Source organism: Acinetobacter sp. AS5 (genome assembly GCF_048957595.1).
Taxonomy (GTDB): domain Bacteria; phylum Pseudomonadota; class Gammaproteobacteria; order Pseudomonadales; family Moraxellaceae; genus Acinetobacter.
Genome location: NZ_JARDAL010000022.1, coordinates 1 through 20287, shown reverse-complemented (window position 1 = coordinate 20287; position 20287 = coordinate 1). Strand labels below are relative to the sequence as shown.

General features: G+C 40.9%; 20 protein-coding genes and 1 tRNA gene. 10 read left to right on the top strand and 11 right to left on the bottom strand.

The genetic code is table 11. From position 1 onward, the window contains the following. Window positions 1-67 precede the first annotated feature (67 nt). On the top strand, window positions 68-568 hold the full coding sequence (locus PV763_RS08645; RefSeq protein WP_420937679.1) for a DUF3465 domain-containing protein: 501 nt from the start codon (window positions 68-70) through the stop codon (window positions 566-568). Between the two features lie 33 nt (window positions 569-601). On the opposite strand, the gene PV763_RS08640 is transcribed toward PV763_RS08645, so the two are convergent. From PV763_RS08640 to PV763_RS08610, 7 genes are all read right to left on the bottom strand, one after another. Continuing rightward, window positions 602-1057, bottom strand: a complete 456-nt coding sequence (locus tag PV763_RS08640) for a DUF962 domain-containing protein (RefSeq protein WP_253111893.1) — start codon at window positions 1055-1057, stop codon at window positions 602-604. 240 nt (window positions 1058-1297) lie between these two features. Further along, the gene (locus PV763_RS08635; RefSeq protein WP_004279046.1) at window positions 1298-1912 is read right to left on the bottom strand and encodes a septal ring lytic transglycosylase RlpA family protein; all 615 of its coding nucleotides are present in this window, start codon (window positions 1910-1912) and stop codon (window positions 1298-1300) included. A gap of 288 nt (window positions 1913-2200) precedes the next feature. Then, window positions 2201-3202 carry a lytic murein transglycosylase B gene (gene mltB / locus PV763_RS08630; protein WP_420937678.1) on the bottom strand — a complete coding sequence of 334 codons (1002 nt, stop codon included), beginning with the start codon at window positions 3200-3202 and terminating at the stop codon, window positions 2201-2203. A gap of 305 nt (window positions 3203-3507) precedes the next feature. Then, window positions 3508-4161, bottom strand: coding sequence for a hypothetical protein (locus PV763_RS08625; protein WP_420937677.1), 654 nt, complete (start codon window positions 4159-4161; stop codon window positions 3508-3510). A 19-nt stretch (window positions 4162-4180) separates the two neighbouring features. Then, window positions 4181-4996, bottom strand: coding sequence for an NADPH-dependent 7-cyano-7-deazaguanine reductase QueF (gene queF, locus PV763_RS08620; protein WP_420937676.1), 816 nt, complete (start codon window positions 4994-4996; stop codon window positions 4181-4183). After that, a complete protein-coding gene (locus PV763_RS08615; RefSeq protein ID WP_004279041.1) occupies window positions 4996-5769 on the bottom strand; it encodes an ABC transporter permease in 774 nt (257 codons plus the stop codon). The genes queF and PV763_RS08615 overlap by 1 nt, the downstream gene beginning before the upstream one ends. Continuing rightward, on the bottom strand, window positions 5766-6701 hold the full coding sequence (locus PV763_RS08610; protein ID WP_420937675.1) for an ABC transporter ATP-binding protein: 936 nt from the start codon (window positions 6699-6701) through the stop codon (window positions 5766-5768). The genes PV763_RS08615 and PV763_RS08610 overlap by 4 nt, the downstream gene beginning before the upstream one ends. A 190-nt stretch (window positions 6702-6891) precedes the next feature. Between PV763_RS08610 and PV763_RS08605 the strand changes: the two genes are divergently transcribed. Beyond that, window positions 6892-6967, top strand: a tRNA-Arg gene (locus PV763_RS08605). A gap of 35 nt (window positions 6968-7002) precedes the next feature. Here the strand turns inward: PV763_RS08605 and PV763_RS08600 are convergent. Further along, window positions 7003-8574: a sensor domain-containing diguanylate cyclase gene (locus PV763_RS08600; RefSeq protein WP_420937674.1), complete on the bottom strand. Its 1572-nt coding sequence runs from the start codon at window positions 8572-8574 to the stop codon at window positions 7003-7005. Between the two features lie 994 nt (window positions 8575-9568). On the opposite strand from PV763_RS08600, the gene PV763_RS08595 reads away from it, so the two are divergent. Next, complete coding sequence (locus tag PV763_RS08595; RefSeq protein WP_129716459.1) at window positions 9569-9787, top strand: hypothetical protein; 219 nt, start codon at window positions 9569-9571, stop codon at window positions 9785-9787. A gap of 250 nt (window positions 9788-10037) precedes the next feature. Here PV763_RS08595 and PV763_RS08590 read toward each other — a convergent pair whose 3' ends face one another. The 3 genes from PV763_RS08590 to PV763_RS08580 form a co-directional block, all read right to left on the bottom strand. Further along, a complete protein-coding gene (locus tag PV763_RS08590) occupies window positions 10038-10388 on the bottom strand; it encodes a hypothetical protein (protein ID WP_129716461.1) in 351 nt (116 codons plus the stop codon). 218 nt (window positions 10389-10606) lie between these two features. Then, window positions 10607-11254: a hypothetical protein gene (locus PV763_RS08585; protein ID WP_129716463.1), complete on the bottom strand. Its 648-nt coding sequence runs from the start codon at window positions 11252-11254 to the stop codon at window positions 10607-10609. Between the two features lie 101 nt (window positions 11255-11355). Further along, window positions 11356-12054: a DUF3820 family protein gene (locus PV763_RS08580; protein WP_004645595.1), complete on the bottom strand. Its 699-nt coding sequence runs from the start codon at window positions 12052-12054 to the stop codon at window positions 11356-11358. A gap of 332 nt (window positions 12055-12386) precedes the next feature. On the opposite strand from PV763_RS08580, the gene PV763_RS08575 reads away from it, so the two are divergent. From PV763_RS08575 to PV763_RS08545, 7 genes are all read left to right on the top strand, one after another. Next, entirely contained in the window at window positions 12387-13631 is a 1245-nt protein-coding gene (locus PV763_RS08575; protein ID WP_420937673.1) for an alpha/beta hydrolase family protein, read from the top strand. Window positions 13632-13785: 154 nt separating this feature from the next. Next, window positions 13786-15036 (top strand): serine hydroxymethyltransferase, encoded by a 1251-nt coding sequence (glyA, locus tag PV763_RS08570; protein WP_004645593.1) that lies wholly within the window; start codon window positions 13786-13788, stop codon window positions 15034-15036. A 508-nt stretch (window positions 15037-15544) separates the two neighbouring features. After that, a complete protein-coding gene (gene rnk, locus PV763_RS08565) occupies window positions 15545-15949 on the top strand; it encodes a nucleoside diphosphate kinase regulator (protein ID WP_420937672.1) in 405 nt (134 codons plus the stop codon). Window positions 15950-16290: 341 nt separating this feature from the next. Beyond that, complete coding sequence (locus PV763_RS08560) at window positions 16291-17079, top strand: tellurium resistance protein (RefSeq protein ID WP_420937671.1); 789 nt, start codon at window positions 16291-16293, stop codon at window positions 17077-17079. An 8-nt stretch (window positions 17080-17087) separates the two neighbouring features. Continuing rightward, on the top strand, window positions 17088-18221 hold the full coding sequence (locus tag PV763_RS08555; RefSeq protein ID WP_129716469.1) for a toxic anion resistance protein: 1134 nt from the start codon (window positions 17088-17090) through the stop codon (window positions 18219-18221). 37 nt (window positions 18222-18258) lie between these two features. After that, complete coding sequence (locus PV763_RS08550) at window positions 18259-19176, top strand: hypothetical protein (protein WP_420937670.1); 918 nt, start codon at window positions 18259-18261, stop codon at window positions 19174-19176. 245 nt (window positions 19177-19421) lie between these two features. After that, the coding region (locus PV763_RS08545) for a thioredoxin family protein (protein ID WP_420937669.1) at window positions 19422-20287 on the top strand (866 nt) is incomplete at its 3' end.

The window sequence follows — 20287 nt, the reverse complement described above, 5'->3', positions numbered from 1 at the left end:
GCAGGATTTGGGTCTAGTGATAGAGCTCAGATCATGTATTTATCATTTAATAAAAAAGTCATAAAAAATGCCAAATAAAACCAATCTGGGCATCGGTGCAGTCATTGCATTGTTGATTGCTGCTTATCTGGGCCTGGATCTACAGCAGTCTCAGCCACTTGTTCCATCCGTATCTAATCCCACAACTGAAACGCTTTATTCAGAGCCTAACTCAGTATCTTCTCAAGCCACTGATGATCTGGATCGAATTGCACAGGCGTTTCAACAGCGCCAGAGTGATCTGCAGGTCCGTTCAAGCGGGCAGGTGATTGCCGTTTTGCCAGATGATCATGAAGGATCGCGCCATCAAAAATTCATCCTCGAATTACAAAATGGCCAAACTGTACTGGTTGCGCATAATATCGATCTGGCGCCGCGTATTCAGAATATTCAAAAACAGGATCGGATCGAGTTTTATGGAGAATATGAATACAGTGACAAGGGCGGGGTGATTCACTGGACGCATCATGACCCTGCGCGAAAACATGTCGATGGCTGGTTAAAACATCAAGGAAGAACCTATCAATAAGGTTCTTCCAATTGGATAAATCGAATATGGCGTTTAAACGCTCATAATTGCGCTGTTATGGCGTGATTTCCAGTTCGGTAGGATTTTACCTAAATAGGCATCCATGCACCAAATTGGGCCAATGAGGAGGAATTGGAGGTCTTTGAAGAATGAAGGCTTTTTACCTTCCACTTTGTGCCCATAAAATTGGCCAATCCAGGCCAAGACAAACAGGGCAATAAAGAAACCGGTACCGACTGGCAGAATCCAGATGAGCCAGGCCATGACCAAAGTCAACGTAGCCATCGCTACTGCCAAAACAAGATCTAGGCGTGCATAGAAGATAAAAGCCAAAACCAGTAGCAGGGTAGTCAGCAAAGCGCTGAAATGCGCCAGAATGCCAATAATCGAAAAATAGATAGTCGGTACACAGACCCAGTGAATCAGCTTATTGGTTTTATTTTGATGGCTGTCACTATATTCATCAAACCATTCAGATATTGTTTTCATTCTTCGCTCCATTCCATGAACATGTTTTGCTTATCTGGAAATATAAAGCAGAATCCGGATATGGTCAAAAGTTAATCATGCAGGCGAAGGGATTTTATTAGGCAGGATGAGCATGCCAAAATTTTCTTGAAAGAACTTTGAGATAGGGCTGAGCAGGGACGTTTATATTCTTCTAGAAAATGAGCACAATAAAAAAGCCACATTACTGTGGCCTTTGTTAAATGCGTTGCAGGTCAAATCTTAAGAATTTGGACCAGCGACACGTTCAATACTGACTTTTGCAGTACCTGCACTGGTAATACCCAACTGTTTCGCAGCACCGTAAGATAAATCAACAACACGGTTACCATGGAAAGGACCGCGGTCATTTACTTTAACCACGACGCTCTTGCCGTTATTGCGGTTAGTTACGCGAATATAGCAGTTCAATGGCAGGCTACGATGGGCAGCTGTCATTGCGTTCATGTCAAAGGTTTCACCGCTTGCAGTTTTACGGCCGTGGAATTGACGACCATACCAAGACGCTGTACCTGTCTGACTGAATTTACGTACAGTATTAGAAGCCACTGTATTCAGTTTTTCAATCACTGAAGGCTCTTCTGCAGGAAGTTCAATTTTCGCTGCAATGGTTTCACGGCGAACTTTATCGCCAGAACGCTCAGTGATTGAAAGGCTGTTCAAATTTGTGAAATTTGAATTGAAGCTTTGAGCTTCTTTATTGAGTACTCGCGTGGCAAGACGCGAATTGTCATTTTCATTGGTGAATGAAGATGACGGAACCATATCTGCCTGCGATTGCGTCAGCGTGACGATCGTGGCAATGGCCATAAAAGACTTCAAAATTGAAGAATGCATCGAATCAACTCCTAACAGCATATCTATTGGTTGTTCATAAATGGCTGAAAAACCATGTAAACATGCCTGATATTTAACTTATGCAACTACATTTAACGAAATGGATAATATTCATGCCGGCAATACCCTGTCTAGTGTTTAATTAAAATAGTTAAAAAAAGAACGCAAAATAAACAATGATTGATCAAAAAATAATCAATATTGTAACATAATATTAAAGTTGCTTAAAGTACGCACAAATTAACCCATAAAAATGTTGACTTTCATAATTTGTATTAATTTTTAGTGTTAACGGCTGGTAATTTCGGTACCTAATAACCACAAAGCAGTAGCATACATACGGCTGCGATTATAAGTGGTAATCACTTGAAAATTTGGATAAGTGATATAGTAAATCGAGCCATAATTCTCTTGTAATTGAATTACATTGACCAGATCCAGATCGTCAATTTTTACGATTGGATTCATTGGGCTGATGCCTTGAGTTTTGAGTTCACCATAAGGGATAGGCTGGGTGAGATCTTTGGCAATTACTGCATCTGGATTTGAACCGGTATAACGTGCCGGAAAGGCAATCGGCTGATTACGCTGCCAGCCATGCTGTGCCAGATAGTTGGCAATCGAACCTATTGCATCCACTGCTGAATTACGCAGGTCAATATGACCATTGCCATCGTAGTCCACGCCGAATTTGGGAATGTTGCTCGGCATAAACTGCGGATAGCCAACAGCGCCGGCATACGAACCCACCACAGAAGAGGTGGCAACACCATCTCTATATGACCAGGCAATTAAAGCAGCCAGTTCATCCTGAAAATACTGGGCACGACGTTCATAGCCAAACCCTAAGGTTGCTAGGGCATCACGAGTGACAAAAGAACCCTTGTTGCTGCCAAAACCGGTTTCTACACCTAAAATGCCCAGAATGATCGATTGCGGCACACCAAACTGCTGTTCAGCACGGTTAAGCGTTTCTGCATATTGCTGTTTAAAGCGTACGCCGCGCTGAATGGTAGATTCAGCCAGGAAGTTAGTCTTATACGAATACCAAGGCTTACTTTCACCTGGGCGATTCATGATATTGATGATATTAGGCAAATTACGCGTACCGTTCATGGCGGAATCTACTTGTTGGGCGCTCAGCCCATAGCGCTGCATGGCGTTTTGCTTAAAAACGGCATAAGAGGGGTGATATTGGAAATCGTTGGCCAGACTCAAACTGCTGAGACCGAATGCGGTAAGTGCGATTGAAAGCTGCTTAAACTTTTTATAAAAATCCGATTTCAACATCTTGCTACGATTTCCAGTTTTTTTGATGAGTTGCTGACGATGTCATTTGAATCATGCCATGAAAAAGATTGATAAAATTTTTTCAATCGTGAGACTTAAAGTGCCAGATTAAAGATAACATTCGGATGAATAAGAGACCTAGCCGCTTATACAAAAATAGCGATGGATTGGCTATTTTTACGGCAGTCTGTCTTATAGAGCTGCTTATCTGTAACAAGCTATTTCACTGATCATAAAAAAGCCTGACTGAAGTCAGGCTAATTCCTCAAGATTTACAGAGAATCTTGAAATCATGCTATCTAAAACTATTCTGTATAGAACAAAGTGTCGTGATATTCGGCCATGGCGCGCAGCTCATCTTTATTCAAATTCAGAATAATTTTATCTGCTGCCATATTGATAGCCTTGATCACTGCAGATGCGCCAATATCTGCTGCCTTACGTTTGATCATGCCAAGATCCAGGGTTTTATTAAAGTCGACCATAAAATGTCGTACTGTCGCTTCACCAAATTGCTTGTACAAGTTACTGAACGCTTGTTTATCGATACTCTGACCGGCTTTAAGTTCCGCATAATGATGCTTTAAATTCGTCACCAGACTGGCATCCAGTGACTCACCAATGCGGAAATGTCCTTCAGGATCTTTAAACAGACTGCGCTCAGAGAATGCAATCGACTCTCTGACCACATCATTCGGCGCTTTACTCAAAAGCTGCTTCAGCAAAACCGCAACAGTCGACTTAATATAGCCAGCCAGTTTTTCCGCAGTATCGCGTTTATCACTGGTAGGGAAGCGACGCACTAGCTCGGTGAGAATCGCATCAATAATTTCATCATTAATCATCAATGCGGTTTTATCACGCAATGGGTAAAGCGGCTCACTTGAATTTTTGTTTTTTTGTGCAGTCTGAATTGTATTTAAAAGCTCTGCAGAAGGAATAAACCCAAAAAATGGCATTGTTCAACCTCAATGTTTTTTATTGTCGCGCTAAACGAATAGGGCGAGGCATCCATGTTAAATCCGATACACGGCAAGGGTTGATATCCAATCCACCACGGCGTGTATAGGTTGCGTAGACCATCAGCTTTTCTGGTTTCAGTTGTTGCCAGATATCGGCAAACATCTGCTCCACACATTGTTCGTGGAACCCATTATGCTGACGGTAGGAAATAATATAAGCTAAAATACTCTTATAACAAGGTTTTTTACCCTGATAACGTATAAAAACTGTTCCCCAGTCCGGCTGGCCAGTGACTGGACAGTTACTTCTGAGTAAATGTGAATACAGCTGGATTTCGCCTTCTGCTGCATCATCCGCATCCAAAGCCAATAAGCTGGCATCTGGATGATTTTCTAGGCGCTCAGGTGTCAGCTCATCAATACAGATACCTTCCGGCTTGCTGATCTCTAATTCATCGACCTGAAACAATTGCAGTTTAACTTCAGCTTCAGCCGCAGCAGATAAATCTTTTTCGACCGTCGTGATAAAGGCATCTTGAGATTCAAACTTGGCAAAATTCAGGCTATTGAAATACAGTTTTAAGGATTTGGATTCAATCAGATTCGGCGAAGACGCTGGCAAGCTAATGCGGCCAATAGCCACTTGCGGCACACCGGTTGAATTTAACCAGGAAATTTCAAATACATGCCACCAGTCTGCACCTTGCTGAATCGCTTCGACATGTGCGTATTGTTCACGGGCAGGCGCGCGCGAAATCGGAAACAGAACATCAGGCTGATATTCTGTCGGGTAATTGGTGTCTTTACCAAGGAGAGATTGTTCTACACTCATTATTCACGCATTCCTGAACCACGGGAGAGTAAATGATAGGCCACTGCATACAGCACGGCGCAACATAAGGTAATCACTGTCAGTGAAATGGCAACATTGACATCGCTATGTCCTAAAATGCCATAGCGGAACGCATTGACCATATACACGACAGGATTAATTAAAGATAAATTTTGCCAGAATGGGCTTAAGCTCGAAATAGCATAAAACACACCACCTAAATAGGTCAGTGGCGTTAACACAAAAGTCGGGATGATCGAGATATCATCGAAAGATTTGGCATAGACGGCATTAATAAAACCACCCAAGGAAAACAGCAGGGAAGTAATCAAGACGGTATATATAGTCACAAACCAGTTGGTGATATATAAGTCAGCAAAAAATAAGCTCACTGCACTGACAATGATCGCAACCAATATCCCACGAATCACACCGCCCAGCACATGACCCCATAAAATGGCATGCATCGGTACCGGACTCATGATCAGTTCTTCAATGCTTTTCTGGAATTTTGAGCTGAAGAAACTAGATGAGACGTTGGCATAGCTGTTGGTGATCACGGCCATCATAATCAGACCGGGCACAATGAACTCCATATAACTATAGCCGCCCATTTCTCCAATGCGTGAGCCGACCAGATTACCAAAGATCACGAAGTACAAGCTCATGGTGATTGCAGGTGGCAACAGGGTTTGTGGCCAGATGCGCATAAAGCGACGCACTTCTTTATAGATAATGGTATATAAAGCTACGCTGAGTTGATTAATGTTCATTGCGCAGCTCCATCCAGATTTTTCTCGACCATTTTCACAAAAAGTTCTTCCAGACGATTGGATTTATTGCGCATACTGCGCACCTGAATATTCTGTGATTCCAGCAACTGGAACAGATCATTCATGCTATGCGCCTTGTCCATGGTGATTTCTAAAGTCATCGGATCGATCAGGTTAAATCGCACGCCGATGATATCCAGATGCAAAGGTTCAATCGGTTCGGCCAGATCAAAAATAAACGATTCTTCATTGAGCTGACTCAGGAAGCTTTTCATGGTGGTGTCTTCTTTAATCACACCGCGATCGATAATCGCAATACGGCGACACAGCATTTCCGCTTCTTCTAGATAATGCGTGGTCAGAATGATGGAGGTGCCTTTTTCATTCATCTCGTTCAAAAATTCCCACATCGAACGACGCAACTCAATATCAACGCCAGCTGTCGGTTCATCCAGAATCAGCAGTTTCGGTTCGTGCATCATGGCACGCGCAATCATCAGGCGACGTTTCATCCCGCCGGATAACATGCGGGCCTGAGTGGAACGCTTTTCCCATAAACCCAGTTTGGTCAGATAAAGCTCCGCCCGTTCCTGTGCAATTTTTTTAGGAATGCCGTAATAGCCTGCCTGAGTCACCAAAATATCGAAGGTTTTTTCAAACTGGGCAAAGTTGAATTCCTGAGGCACCACACCTAGACACTGTTTGGCCTGAGAAGGATGGGTATCCAGATTATGACCAAAAATTTCGACTGTACCGGAGGTTTTTTTTGTTAATGAACTGATAATACCGATGGTGGTCGATTTTCCTGCGCCATTGGGTCCCAGTAGCGCATAAAATTCACCTTCTGGTACATTTAAGTTAATTCCTTTCAATGCCTGAAAGCCATTGCGATAGGTCTTAGACAAATCCCTTAAGATCAGTGCATCAGTCATGAATATCTCAAATGGTGAAAAGTTGAGATATTGTGAGTGATCTCGGCAAATAATCCAAGTGATTGACACGGAATTCTGTGTTGCGGTTTTGGAACATTGTATAAAGTCTAAGCATAAAAATGATGAAGTTAGAGATAGTTGCTTTACCTTATGCTTTTTTTTGTTATGATGTGCGCGATCCAAAAAAGATGCGCTCATAGCTCAACTGGATAGAGTACAGGTCTCCGAAGCCTGTGGCGTGGGTTCGAGTCCCGCTGAGCGCACCATTTATTTAAGCTATAAAACTGAAAAATAAATCAAATTAGTATCGCACACAGTTACGGCCATCATCTTTCGCCCGATAAAGATTGTTATCGGCAATTTTCAAAACGTCTAGAATATTTTTAGAACTGTCTGGCCAAGAAGCAATACCAATCGAAATACTAATGTGACCTATGTCCTGAATCTCTTTACCTGCAATTTCTTTTCTGAACCTTTCTGCGCTTTCATAAACTTCAGTGAGATTGCTGTTCGGTATAATAATGATAAATTCTTCACCACCGTAGCGGCAGCAAATATCATCTTTACGAAATTTTTGCTGCATCGTCTTGGCAATATGCTTTAAGACAACATCACCTTGATCATGACCGTAATTGTCATTAATGTTTTTAAAATGATCAACATCCATCAGAAGCACTGAAAAAGGGATGTTCATTTTCATGTTTTGAGTCATGACATAATTCAAACCACGACGATTCATCAAGCCGGTTAAAGGATCTGTATTAATATGATGATCCATCTTGCTCATTTGTTGTGAAAATTTTCGAACACTCAGCAGTAGGGCTAACTTGAATTTTGTGACCTCATAGTACCAGGGCTGGATATCCTTAATTTTTGAGCCGATTTCTGCCTGATTCAGTAAACTCGCCATATCTGCCAGTTGGTTCAATGGGGCCGAGATAGAATCAGACAGTCGCCATACAATATAAAAAACAAGCAGATAAAATAAAAAGAATCCTGCGGCTAATTTATAGAGGATAGAATTTGTCTGTTTAAGTAAGTCATGGGTAGGTTGCTGGGAAACCACGATCCAGTTTGAAGTCGGAATATGAGAAAAACCTGCCAGATTATCAACGCCCTGGCTGTTGATTAAACGAATTTGACCATTTTTATGTGCATGCATATATTCCAGACCAGTATTATTGCTGGCCGATTGACCGATTCTTTTACGATCCGGATGAAAAATAATTTTATTTTCATTGTTAATCACATACATATAACTATTCTTATAATTTTTATAAGTGGTTAGAAGCTGATTAATCACATTTTTTTCTTTTAAATAAATCGCTGAACCTATGAAGCCCTGATAGTGATTTGACTTGTCAAAAATAGGTTGAGATATAAACACGATCATGTTTTTTTGCACAGAAAAATAGGGTGAAGATATATAAGTGGATTTGTTATAAAGAGAGTCAGTAATCCCTTGAGTATGTTGTATTTTACTTCTATCAATATGCAGAATATTCGGCGAAAAATTGATTAGTCTGCCTTGGGTATCACTGATCACGACACTGTTATAGTGTTCAGACTGATATTTTAATTTATTGACCTCGGCTTCTCTCAGCTCATTGTTATTAAAGTCTTGCCCTAATATCTTGGCGCTATAGTCCAGTTCAAGAAGCATATTTCTAAAATGGTTGTCTGTGCTTAATGCAATTTTATGGGCATGGTCAGAGTTTAAGGCAAGAGAATTATCGATTAACTGATTTTTTACGATCTGATAGCTAATAATGAGAGAAATAATAAAAAGGCTAGACACACTAAAAATAGCCAATAAAAGTATTAACTGCCTTAAATTGAGATCAAGATGTTTCCTAAAATTATTAGCTGACATAAAAAATTAGATATATCTCGATGTATTTATGAGCATTGTATTGCATTTATATTCAATGTTTAAGGTTGATATAAAATTAATTTTCCCCTTAGGTGGGAGTTTTTATTTTAATCAAATTGAGAATTTATAGATCGCTTGGCTGTAAATAGGGTGGATTTGAAAAGCTGGCTAGGATTCTGAATATTTGACTATGCTGCAAATAAAAATATGATATTTAATGTTCAGAAAATCTATTCAATAATTTTGATCCGTCCATCTAAATGATGAAGTACTCAGACAAAAATACGGTTAATTTTACCTTAATAAAGAGATTGATTTATCGCCAATTTTTAAAGATAACCTTTTAAAATTAGTCGTATAGATTCTATGACAGTAGTTTTTTTGAATATTGCGTCCTTTTCCGGAAGTATTTTTATAAAAAAAATCATATTCCAGTTTATATTTTGAAGCGCTTATCAAGGTTATGAAAGAAAGTGTTGAGCCCGCTATGCAACAGAAATTTGTATGCTTAATAGGGTATTTTTCTAGAAATCAATGAATTAAATAAAGACGATATAAATATAGAATTCTTCGTACGACAAGCCAGAAACATTTTAATCTACTTGTAAAAAATGACAATTGAAATCTTGTATAAGTCTTCTTTTAGAAGTGTAAAAGGGTATTGTCGGTTAAAAAAATACTGCTATATTGAACTCATGGTAGGTCGTAAAACCAATAAGACGCTACCGATAAGTTGGACGGATCAATGACAGTTAGTTGAGTTTGATGTTTATCACCAGACAATAAATCTAGCACTAGCCATCCAACACAGAGCTCGCAGAAATGCGAGCTTTTTTAATGTCTGCGCAATTCATTCAGTTTAATATTCTTTTTCTTATAATCCATCCAGATAAAAAAGTTTACATTGCCAAATTCGCTAACATCTTGAAGATTAATCGCTTGGCTAATTATGGTATAAAAAACTGCAAATTGGATAATGAGAGAGGAAGGAAAAATGTCAAAGATGATTGATATCAAGGTGAAAGATCAATTTAGCAAAGTGATTGAGGCGAAAGCTATGCTGCGTTCCTTTGCAGAGCACAACACTCATCATGCAGCTGAGTTGGTCAAAAAAATTGAACATATCGTGGTGGATGGTGAAACAATTCTGCCGAGTATTGAGCTATTATTTGAAAGCCAACAATCTTCAAATATTTATCGCGTTGTCGAATAATTTAATCAGTGAACTTCAGATAGGTAGAAAAAAATTGAACTTATTTATCCGAAATCACCGATTCAGCAGTTAAAAAACTCACCATTTAGGTGAGTTTTTTATACTTTGGTATTTGCTAGCTTGGATGCTAATGTGTGCAGCTAAAATCATAAGTTGACTCAATCTCTAAGAGAAGACAACGTGGTAGTGGGCCTTGATTGGCCGAAGAAATATCCAATTTTGATAAAAAATCAATAGAATGGGCAGGTGGTTAAATCTGTTTAAGCTGTACATTCACATCATATTTTTCAAATTCTTGCAAAATCTGCGCTAAAGTTTGCTGTGCGGTTGTATGCTCAGGGCTTAAAGAAATTTCCTGACGAGTCGTGCTGTCAAAACATTCAATGGCCTGAATCAGCCAATGATGCTCAATGGGACTTTTTTGAATCAACACACGGCGCGGTTGCAAGCTGTCACTGATCTGGCGGGGAAGTACGTAGGTAATCGCCAGTTGCACAAATTGCAGTTCTTCAACCGGACTTAAAAAGGTGATCACCCAATTGCCAATTTTAATCAGTTGCATGGGATTATCGAACGCATCGAATTCTAAATAATGTGACATATACATGATCCAATGGGATGTCTATGCTCACTATATGGCGGGATTGTAATTCTTTTTCTATCACGCTTAAGTCGGATATTTCGAGCTTTAAATTTCGCTTAAATATAAATATATCAAATAACCAATTAGTTATCTTAAATAATTAACAATGCTTCATTGTTAAACTCGCTTATTTAAGAGTTTAAAAGACTAAGATATTCTTATTCAGGCACTTCATTTTACTGCAATTGATCTAAAGCAAAATTAATCTGCTTCAGAATGTGATTCAATTCTTGGGGAGCAATACGGCTTTCCTGAAGGGACGTGATCCATTGCATTTGGCACAGTTTTAAACTGCGCGTATCCGGCGCCTGTAAAATCTGATGAATTTGCTGCTTGGCCATCAAGCCACAATATTTTTGTAAGCTTTCCATCATCATATATTTAAGGTCTTCAAAAGACATAGGTTGCAGTTCAGGCAGCTTTTTTGCATGGCTTGAATCCGTTTCAGCAGATGGAATGTCCTGCGCTACTTTAATGGATTCCATCTCAGGATGGAGTTCTTTTGTCGCAGAAGCTGCTGCTATCGATGAGTCCAACGATCGGTGAATCTCGGAGTGTGCCAGGTCAACTTTTGTATCTGTTCTTGCATCAGCCTGCTTTTGACTGATGGCTACCTCGCCCGTTTCAGCTGGAATAATTAAATCCATGGCATAAAGCTGATCTAAGAGTTCGGTAGGAGCAAGCTGTTGTTTTAAGCCATCATTTAATAAGTTGAAATCCTGGCTGCCGATCAGAACCAGTAAGCGGCGTTGGCGTGCGGTCAGTGGGATGGAGCGATCCTGTAGCACCTCGATCCCACGTTGAGTTTTATAAAAATGCATCATAGCTGAATAGATTGTTGCTTAAATTCAGCTAGAGCATAATCTGTGAAAATTACATTAATATGAAGTATTTATTAAAATACAGAGGTTTATTTTAATAAAACCTATAATGTCGTGATCGCCGTATTTTCAAGTGCCTTGCGTAAATAAGGATCGAGTTCATCCTGACGCAGTAACCATTGCACATAGTCAGCAGGTAGTTCTGCAATAGCGGTGCCGCGATGTTTACCAAAATTAATCGTACGTGGAATTCGCGCATCTTCAGAAGCATCGAATAATTCCTGCATACTGTTGATTTTTAAATGATGCACAATATGCATCAAAATATTGGCAGTTAAAATAATATCCATATCGGCACGATGCGCTTTACGAATCATTTCACGCGCTCTTTCGCTGCCTTTGGTGATCATATAAATCAGTGCAGAAATATTGTGTGCTTCTGCATCTGGCCAGACCCGACGTGCTAAAGCCAGTGTACAAATCGCCTTGATTTTTGAAGTATCTACACCACATTTTTCGATGGCACGGACGTCATAATCAATATTATGGCCGATCATGTAGACGGTTTCATCAGGCAGGCGAAAGGTACTGTAATGCGGCTGACCTTCCAGATCCGATTCCAGAATATGATGCACGGCCATGGCAGCAAAAGAAATGGCTTCGTCACATGAATAAAGCTGATCAAACAGGCGGCTTTTATCCAGACTGATTTTATGCTCTACAATTTCTACAGGCGCATAAGCAATTTCGATGGGTTGACCATTTAAAGTATGCGTTTCGGTATCAAGAATAATGGCCTGCATGTCGGAAATGTGCCTGAAAAAGAGAGGAGAGTAAAATCTAACATTATTATTTTGCAACTGACAATTGAATTGCTTTATTTCTGTATTAATTGCAGGCTTTTTAACGTATGACGACTATTTGTATAGTTCTGGAGAGGAGAAATTCTCTATTTTAAAGTTTGTTGATTTCATAATAAATCTAAACCGGTGCGAATTTAATAGAAAAAATAACGCATTCTTTTCTTGATATTGTTTAGATAAATTGGGAAATTACATGTGGTTTTATCGTTTGTTAAAGATAAAACCAGAAAAACTCATTAGAGATGATAATAAATAAGATAAGGATAAGATCGATGAAACGTCAAGTATTGACCTGTACTCTTCTCACATTAAGTGTGGCCTTAACTGCTTGTAACGATGATAGTGATAATGATCGTTTTTACGAGTCCAAACCTGCTCTTCCTGTAAATGATATAGACAATCCGGTGGTGGCAACCCCGGTGGCCTATACTGAAACGGATTTCGCCGGGATCGCTGACGAAAGTGTGATCATGACTTATAAGATGTTAGGGATTAATGGTAAAGAAACACAAGCGACTGCATTGGTGTTCACCCCTGAGGGAACACCACCAGCAAAGGGATGGCCGATCGTCGCATGGGCTCATGGCACGACTGGCGTTGCTGACCAATGTGCACCAAGTCGAAATGCACTGAATCCTTTTATCAGGAATATGATTGCTGGATTTCTTCAAGCGGGATATGTGGTCGTTGCACCCGATTATGAAGGTTTAGGTGAGCCTGGTGGAAAAGAGCTCCATCCTTTCCTGAATCTCAAGAGTGAAGCCTATTCGATTACCGATGCCGTTGTCGCTGCAAAAGATTATTTAGGGACAGATGCATCTAGTCAATGGATGGCTGTTGGGCATTCTCAAGGGGGACAGGCAGCTTTAGGTGCTGCGCAATATGCAGCACGTGCTTCTAAGATGACCTATAAAGGTACGGTAGCTTTAGCACCGGCTTCAAATTTCAATCTGATTTTGACAGGAGGTGAACAACAGGCGGGACAAGAAACAAATCTGGATAAAAAAATTGGAACTTTGGCGTCTTTAGATACGTTCACGGCATTGATTACTGCCGGTTTACGTAATCCAAACCCAAATCTGCAATATAGCCAGATTTTTAAAACACCGACTGACCAGATCGCCAAGAATGCGGAAACTGATTGCTATGATGTACTGGGTAATAAATTTGGTGCTGCAATGGGACAGTATGCTCAAAATAACGGAACTTTAGAAGGATATCCGCGTACTCAAACTAACTTTATGAATATTCCAGTCGTAAAGAGCTTCTTGGAAAAAGATTCTCAGCCTTTACTTGTTAAAGTTTCTACGCCAGTGATTATTTATCAGGGTTCAGCAGATAGTACCGTTCCCAAAGCAGCAACAGATGTTTTAGTTGCACTCGCCAATCAGAAACAAACTTCAGTACGTTATATTACGGATGAGTCAAATGCGACTAAATGGGATCATGGTAGCGTCTATGCACTGAATATTCCTAATATTATTTCAGATGTAAAATCTCTAATGCCAATTCAATAACTTATTTTTATCTGAATGGCTCATGTTTTTTTAGACATGAGCCATTTTTATTGCAAACTGAATAAAGTTCATGATCGAAAATTTAAAACTTCATGCTACAATACGCGCCAATCTTAGCACGGCTTAAAAGCCCTAAATCAATAGGACCTCGCTAATGTTTGCCAATATCTCTATCGCTGAATTTGATCCAGAATTAGCTCAAGCAATCTCGAATGAAGATGCTCGCCAAGAAGCTCATATTGAGCTAATCGCTTCTGAAAACTACTGCTCACCAGCAGTTATGGAAGCTCAAGGTTCAAAACTTACTAACAAATATGCGGAAGGCTACCCAGGTAAACGCTACTATGGCGGTTGCGAGTATGTAGACGTTATCGAACAATTGGCGATTGACCGTGCTAAAGAACTCTTTGGTGCTGATTATGCTAACGTTCAGCCACATGCTGGTTCACAAGCAAACTCAGCAGTTTACTTAGCGCTTCTGAACCCGGGCGATACAGTTCTGGGTATGAGCCTTGCTCACGGTGGTCACTTGACTCACGGTGCAAAAGTAAGCTTCTCTGGTAAAACATATAATGCGATTCAGTACGGTTTAAACCCTGAAACTGGCGAGATCGATTACGAAGAAGTTGAGCGTTTAGCGCTTGAGCATAAGCCACGCATGATCGTTGCTGGTTTCTCTGCATACAGCCAGATCGTTGACTGGCAGCGTTTCCGTGAAATCGCGGACAAAGTTGGCGCTTATCTGTTTGTTGATATGGCTCACGTTGCAGGTTTAGTTGCTGCTGGCGTTTACCCAAGCCCGGTGCAAATTGCTGACGTTACGACGACGACGACTCACAAAACACTTCGTGGTCCACGTTCTGGTCTTATTCTTGCGAAAGCAAACGAAGAAATCGAGAAGAAACTTCAATCGGCTGTATTCCCAGGCAACCAGGGTGGTCCTTTGGTTCACGCAATTGCTGCAAAAGCAATCTGCTTTAAAGAAGCAATGGCACCTGAATACAAAGCTTATCAGCAACAAGTAGTTGTGAATGCGAAAGCAATGGCTGAAGTATTAATCGCTCGTGGTTATGACGTAGTTTCTGGTGGTACTGAAAACCACTTGTTCTTGTTGTCTTTAATCAAACAAGACATCACAGGTAAAGAAGCTGACGCTTGGTTAGGTGCTGCTCACATTACTGTGAACAAAAACTCTGTACCAAACGATCCACGCTCTCCGTTCGTCACTTCAGGTATCCGTATCGGTACACCTGCAGTAACAACTCGCGGTTTTGGCGAAGCTGAAGTGCGTGAACTTGCAGGCTGGATCGCTGACATCCTAGATGCTAAAGGCGATGAAGCTGTTATCAACGCGGTGAAAGAGAAAGTTGCAGCGGTATGTGCTAAATTCCCAGTTTATGCATAATCGCTTATAAACGGAAAGGAGCTCCCAACCGGGAGCTTTTTTTATAGCTGTAAAAATAACGATGTAAAAGATGTTTAGACTTGATCGGGCTTATATAGATCAATTTCCATGCCGTAAGAGATTGAGTCATCAATAAAATCATATTGAGTTTTTCTCAATCTGGCTTAAAGTCTTTTATCAACTATTTGTATTTTTAAATGCTTTAAAAGAATGAATGCATTCGTTGCATGCTTTGCTTGAAATTATTTACAGCAATTATTCTCAAAAACCTGATGCTTTAAAAACGACAGGGATATCCAAGATGAATATCATAGTAGATGACGAGCTTGAGTGAATCTCATGTTACTGTAAGGTGATACTGATATAAGCGCTGTGAATGACATCATTCTTTTTATTTAGACGTTATATGGATCGGTATCATTTGAAGATGGGTAAATCCTGTATTTAAAAATGCTGCTGGCGGTTGATTGATTAATTTTTCATTTATGCATTAAACAAGGTAATAAGGATGACTAAACCCAACATTATTTTATCTGAGCAGGATTTACAGCGTCTGGAAACGATGCTGGAGAACCAGAGTAAGCTGAGTGAAACCATGATTCGCTTAGAGGATGAACTGGCACGTGCCGAAGTAGTTGAGCCAAAAGAAATCGCAAGCAATATCGTGACCATGCATTCACGTGTACTGTTGACGATTGCACCTTCAACAGAAACGGTCGAAGTGACCTTGGTTTACCCGCATGAGTTTAAGGGTGAAAAGGGACAGGTCAATGTGATCGCGCCGATAGGCGCCGCCATTTTGGGCTTAGCGGAAGGTCAAACCATTGAATGGCCACAACCAGATGGTCATACGATGAAAGTGACCATCGAAAAAGTGCTGTTTCAGCCGGAGAGCGAAGGGGATTATCTTTAAGCCAGCGTTGGATCATCCTTGAAAGCCATAGCAATATGGCTTTTTTTGTATATGGATTTTAAGTAAAACCTGATGTTTTAAGCGTTTAGATCAGATTAAATAAATTCTAAAGTTCTAAATGCTTAAAGTTAAATAATTCTCAAAATGCTATGTAGCCATTTATCTCTGCAATTGGATTCTATTGCCAAAATCATCATTAAAATAAAGATAAAACATGGATTTAGTTAAAGTGATGTAACGAATTCCTGGATAAATATACACAACGCGGTCTGTTTTTTTGCTACATTCGAAGATGTTCAAAATTTCTTTGTTTCACTTTTTTAAAGGATATCGCCTCAACCATGTCGCGCTTTGAAGCTCTACCTGCCTTGACTGACATGATGCTTGATCGAGAGGAAATTCTGGCGATTAAGCGTAATGAGCTTGTGCCTGTACTGGATAATCAATATGGGCTGAATCATTATGCAGACGCTTTGATTCAGGCACAGTCCGTTTTATTGAATGGTGTAGATCCGCACTTGACCCAACAGTTAAGCCAGACCATTGAGCAATTGATTCATGCCTTGGCGGAATCTAAAAAATATCTGAAAAAACGTAAATTTAATGCCCTACAAAAATGGCTGGGCATCGATCTGGATTATGGCTCAAGTCAGGTGGAATATTATCAACGGCTGGACCGTCTGCTAGACCAGGCCGATCATTTAAGCCGTAAATTACAGATTGAAATCCAGAAATCGCAGTCGCGTTTTCAGCAGCTTTTGGGTTTGCGCGAACAGATGGCCAAGCACATTGTCGCAGCAGATGAGTTTTTATCTGAATATCCGCTATTCGTCAAAAACCAGCATCCACTGGATAATTTTTCAGAACGCCTCTCTAAAAAAATCAATACCCTACGTACTTTGCAAAGCAGTAATGACATTGCCATTACCCAGATGCAGCTTTCGCAGCAGCTTTCCTTTAGTTTGCTAGATCGCTTTAAGGAAGCACAGCAGGTCTTGATTCCGGCTTGGCAATATCATGTCAAACAAAGCCAGACGAAACACTCGACAAGTGATCTGGAAAAACTTGATAATAGCCGTGAGAGTCTGATTAAAACGTTAAAAAAATCCCTCGAAAACATAACAATATAAGGTGAACTATGACCAAGTCTGATTTAGTAAATTTACCTGTTGAAAGCTCGAATGAACTGGTCGAACAAAAATTCCAGCAAATGGACCTGAAAGAACTGGGCTTGCAGCCTGCTGACTTTCAGGAGGTGCTGGCTGCACGTAAAGAGTTGCAGAACATGAGTCATAACAGCGTGGCTGAATATGGTAAAAATATTGCGACCAAAACTTCGACCTATACCGATGAATTACTGAATCTGGTGCAAAATAGAGATCTGGATGCGACAGGACAAAAGCTGAATCAGGTGGTACAGGTGGCTCAGCAGCTGAATACCAGCAGTATTCTCAATAAAAAGAAAAGCTCGGGTTTTTTTGGCAATATCATCAGCAAATTCAAAGGTGCGAAAGATAACTTTGATGCACATTTCAATACCACTAAAGAGCAGCTAGATGTGCTGGTGAAAGAGATTGAAACCTCGCAATCCGGTTTGAAAGCACGTGTTGATACCCTGGATAAAATGTTTGACGGGGTACAGGATGAATATAAACAGCTCGGGGTGCATATCGCTGCAGGCCGTTTACGCGAACAGGAGCTGCAGCAGGAAATTTCCGCTTTAACTGCCTTGCCGCAAGATCAGAGCACCACCCAGAAAATTTATGACCTGAACCATCTGGCCAATAATCTGGAAAAACGGGTCAGTGATTTACAGGTCCTGCAGCAATCTGCGATGCAGACCTTGCCAATGATCCGGATTATCCAATCGAATAACCTGATGCTAGTCGACAAGTTCTATGCGATCAAAAACATTACTTTACCGGCGTGGAAAAACCAGATCAGTCTGGCGATTTCGTTAAGCGAACAGAAGAACAGTGTACAGCTGGCCAATACCATTGATGATGCCACTAATGAGCTGCTGCGCCGTAATGCAGACCTGTTACATCAGAACTCGGTCGATACGGCTAAAGCCAACCAGCGCTCGGTGATTGACATCGAAACGCTTGAACATGTGCAAAATACCCTCATTAAAACTGTAAATGATGTGATTCAGATCCAGAAAGAAGGTGTACAAAAACGTACAGAAGCGACCGTGCGTTTAAAAGCTTTACAGGATAATCTGAATCATTTGGTAATTGAATCAAGTACCAGTGGATCCAAGCCCAACTAAATCAGGTAGGGCTAAAATCTATAAGAAGGAGTAGAGATTGCCGCCCTTAGATGAATACGCCGTTAAGCCTCAGGACATCAAGCAGGGGGTAGTTGCACTCAAGAAACGTCAACGCAATTTGATGCTATTGGGTTTGACCACCTCCACCGTATTTATAGCCTCAATGATGAGCCTGTTTTTCCAGCAGGAACTGGTCTATGGTTTTTTTGGCCTGAGTACTCAAGTACAGCAGTTGCATTTACCGGTCAGTGTAGATGCCACACTGGCCAGCATTGGTGATAGTCCAGATTATTTTTTTAGTTTGCTGAGCTGGTTTGGCTGGCTGATTATTAAAATTTTCGCCTCTTTTATCGGCGCATTTTTTGTGATTGGCTTACTGAAAAAGTTGCGTTTCTTTTATGTGCGCTTTCAGTCTTTTGTGCTGAAATTTGTTGGCTGGCTGATTGCTTTTATCGTGATCTGGTCAGGATTGACTTACTGGCAGCATGATCTACGTAATGATCGTGATGATGCTTATCAGCAAGTGGTGTATTACGACAGCAATATCAATGACAGTGAAATTGCCCGTTATCTGGCCGATTCAGAGATTGCAGCACCGGTGAAATCTTATTTATTGGCGCAAACGGCATTGCTGCATAAGCCGCAGGATTTATCTGCCGCAAAACCCTATGTTTTAAACTTGGTTGAAGCAGAAAAACAGGATCCTAAATTTGAACAATATGGTTTCAAGCCTGAACAAATCTGGACCATGCAGCAACAGGTCTATGGTCAAGCCATGACACCAGTCGCCAAAAGTGTAAATACGCAGGTGCAACAAGCGGATCAGTTAAGTCAGATCACGAATCTGGTCATTATTGGTGTCGCTATTTTATCGGCGCTACTCAGCCTAATCTTGTTTTTCTTGGCCAACTCAATCAAGGGTCGATCACTTCGTATCGAACAGCGGATTCATTAATTTCCCAAAATGCTCCTGAATAGGGAGCATTTTTTTTAATGGAATTTCAGTGCTATTTTTAAGTCAAACTATTCAACTTGCTCAACACAGCCCAAAAATAAAAACAAGGCAGCATAAAATCTATGATTGGATTTATAATCTAAAATATCGATCAATAAAATAAAAACAAACTGTTTTACCTATTTATTCAATTCATTTAATATCCTGTTATCAAATAAACATTTACTCCTTTGGAGACGTTAGCAATGTTAGATCAAAATACTTCAGCTCAACTTAAAACCCTATTAGAACGCCTAGAAGGCCCGATTGAACTGGTCGCGACTTTAGATGGCTCTGACAAGTCAGCCAAAATCCAGGAACTGGTTTCCGAAGTAGCTGCACTGTCTGATCTGGTGACTGCACGCTTTGACGGGACCAATGCACGTGCGCCAAGTTTCGGGATTGCAAAAGCTGGTGAAGAACCGCGTGTGTTCTTTGCAGGCTTGCCAATGGGCCATGAGTTCACCTCGCTGATCCTGGCATTGCTGCAAACCTCAGGTTATGCACCGAAAGTTTCAGATGAAGTACTGGCGAATATCAAGAGTCTGGGGGTTCAATCTAACTTTGACGTGTTCGTATCGTTAAGCTGCCATAACTGTCCGGATGTGGTTCAGGCACTCAACCTGATCGCCATCTATAACCCGGGCACTACAGCGACCATGATTGATGGTGCTTTCTTCCAGGAAGAAGTGGAAGAACGCAAGATCATGGCAGTACCAATGGTGTTCCAGGACAACCAGCATATCGGTCAAGGTCGTATGACACTGGAAGAAATCATTGCCAAGCTGGATAGCAATGCAGCCGCGAAAGATGCGGAAAAGCTGAATGCCAAAGATGCCTTTGATGTCCTGGTGATCGGTGGTGGACCTGCGGGGAATACCTCTGCCATCTATGCAGCACGTAAAGGCATCAAAACCGGGATCGTGGCGGAGCGCATGGGCGGTCAGGTCATGGATACCATGGACATTGAAAACTTTACGTCTGTACAGAAGACCCAAGGTCCTAAATTTGCAGCCGAGATGGAAGCCCACGTGCGTGAATATGGTGTCGACATCATGAACCTGCAACGGGT

What these genes read in the sequence shown, in the direction of transcription:
- PV763_RS08645 (WP_420937679.1), top strand. Translation starts at nt 68, where the DNA reads ATGCCAAATAAAACCAATCTGGGCATCGGTGCAGTCATTGCATTGTTG.
- PV763_RS08640 (WP_253111893.1), bottom strand. Translation starts at nt 1,057, where the DNA reads ATGAAAACAATATCTGAATGGTTTGATGAATATAGTGACAGCCATCAA.
- PV763_RS08635 (WP_004279046.1), bottom strand. Translation starts at nt 1,912, where the DNA reads ATGCATTCTTCAATTTTGAAGTCTTTTATGGCCATTGCCACGATCGTC.
- mltB (WP_420937678.1), bottom strand. Translation starts at nt 3,202, where the DNA reads ATGTTGAAATCGGATTTTTATAAAAAGTTTAAGCAGCTTTCAATCGCA.
- PV763_RS08625 (WP_420937677.1), bottom strand. Translation starts at nt 4,161, where the DNA reads ATGCCATTTTTTGGGTTTATTCCTTCTGCAGAGCTTTTAAATACAATT.
- queF (WP_420937676.1), bottom strand. Translation starts at nt 4,996, where the DNA reads ATGAGTGTAGAACAATCTCTCCTTGGTAAAGACACCAATTACCCGACA.
- PV763_RS08615 (WP_004279041.1), bottom strand. Translation starts at nt 5,769, where the DNA reads ATGAACATTAATCAACTCAGCGTAGCTTTATATACCATTATCTATAAA.
- PV763_RS08610 (WP_420937675.1), bottom strand. Translation starts at nt 6,701, where the DNA reads ATGACTGATGCACTGATCTTAAGGGATTTGTCTAAGACCTATCGCAAT.
- PV763_RS08600 (WP_420937674.1), bottom strand. Translation starts at nt 8,574, where the DNA reads ATGTCAGCTAATAATTTTAGGAAACATCTTGATCTCAATTTAAGGCAG.
- PV763_RS08595 (WP_129716459.1), top strand. Translation starts at nt 9,569, where the DNA reads ATGTCAAAGATGATTGATATCAAGGTGAAAGATCAATTTAGCAAAGTG.
- PV763_RS08590 (WP_129716461.1), bottom strand. Translation starts at nt 10,388, where the DNA reads ATGTCACATTATTTAGAATTCGATGCGTTCGATAATCCCATGCAACTG.
- PV763_RS08585 (WP_129716463.1), bottom strand. Translation starts at nt 11,254, where the DNA reads ATGATGCATTTTTATAAAACTCAACGTGGGATCGAGGTGCTACAGGAT.
- PV763_RS08580 (WP_004645595.1), bottom strand. Translation starts at nt 12,054, where the DNA reads ATGCAGGCCATTATTCTTGATACCGAAACGCATACTTTAAATGGTCAA.
- PV763_RS08575 (WP_420937673.1), top strand. Translation starts at nt 12,387, where the DNA reads ATGAAACGTCAAGTATTGACCTGTACTCTTCTCACATTAAGTGTGGCC.
- glyA (WP_004645593.1), top strand. Translation starts at nt 13,786, where the DNA reads ATGTTTGCCAATATCTCTATCGCTGAATTTGATCCAGAATTAGCTCAA.
- rnk (WP_420937672.1), top strand. Translation starts at nt 15,545, where the DNA reads ATGACTAAACCCAACATTATTTTATCTGAGCAGGATTTACAGCGTCTG.
- PV763_RS08560 (WP_420937671.1), top strand. Translation starts at nt 16,291, where the DNA reads ATGTCGCGCTTTGAAGCTCTACCTGCCTTGACTGACATGATGCTTGAT.
- PV763_RS08555 (WP_129716469.1), top strand. Translation starts at nt 17,088, where the DNA reads ATGACCAAGTCTGATTTAGTAAATTTACCTGTTGAAAGCTCGAATGAA.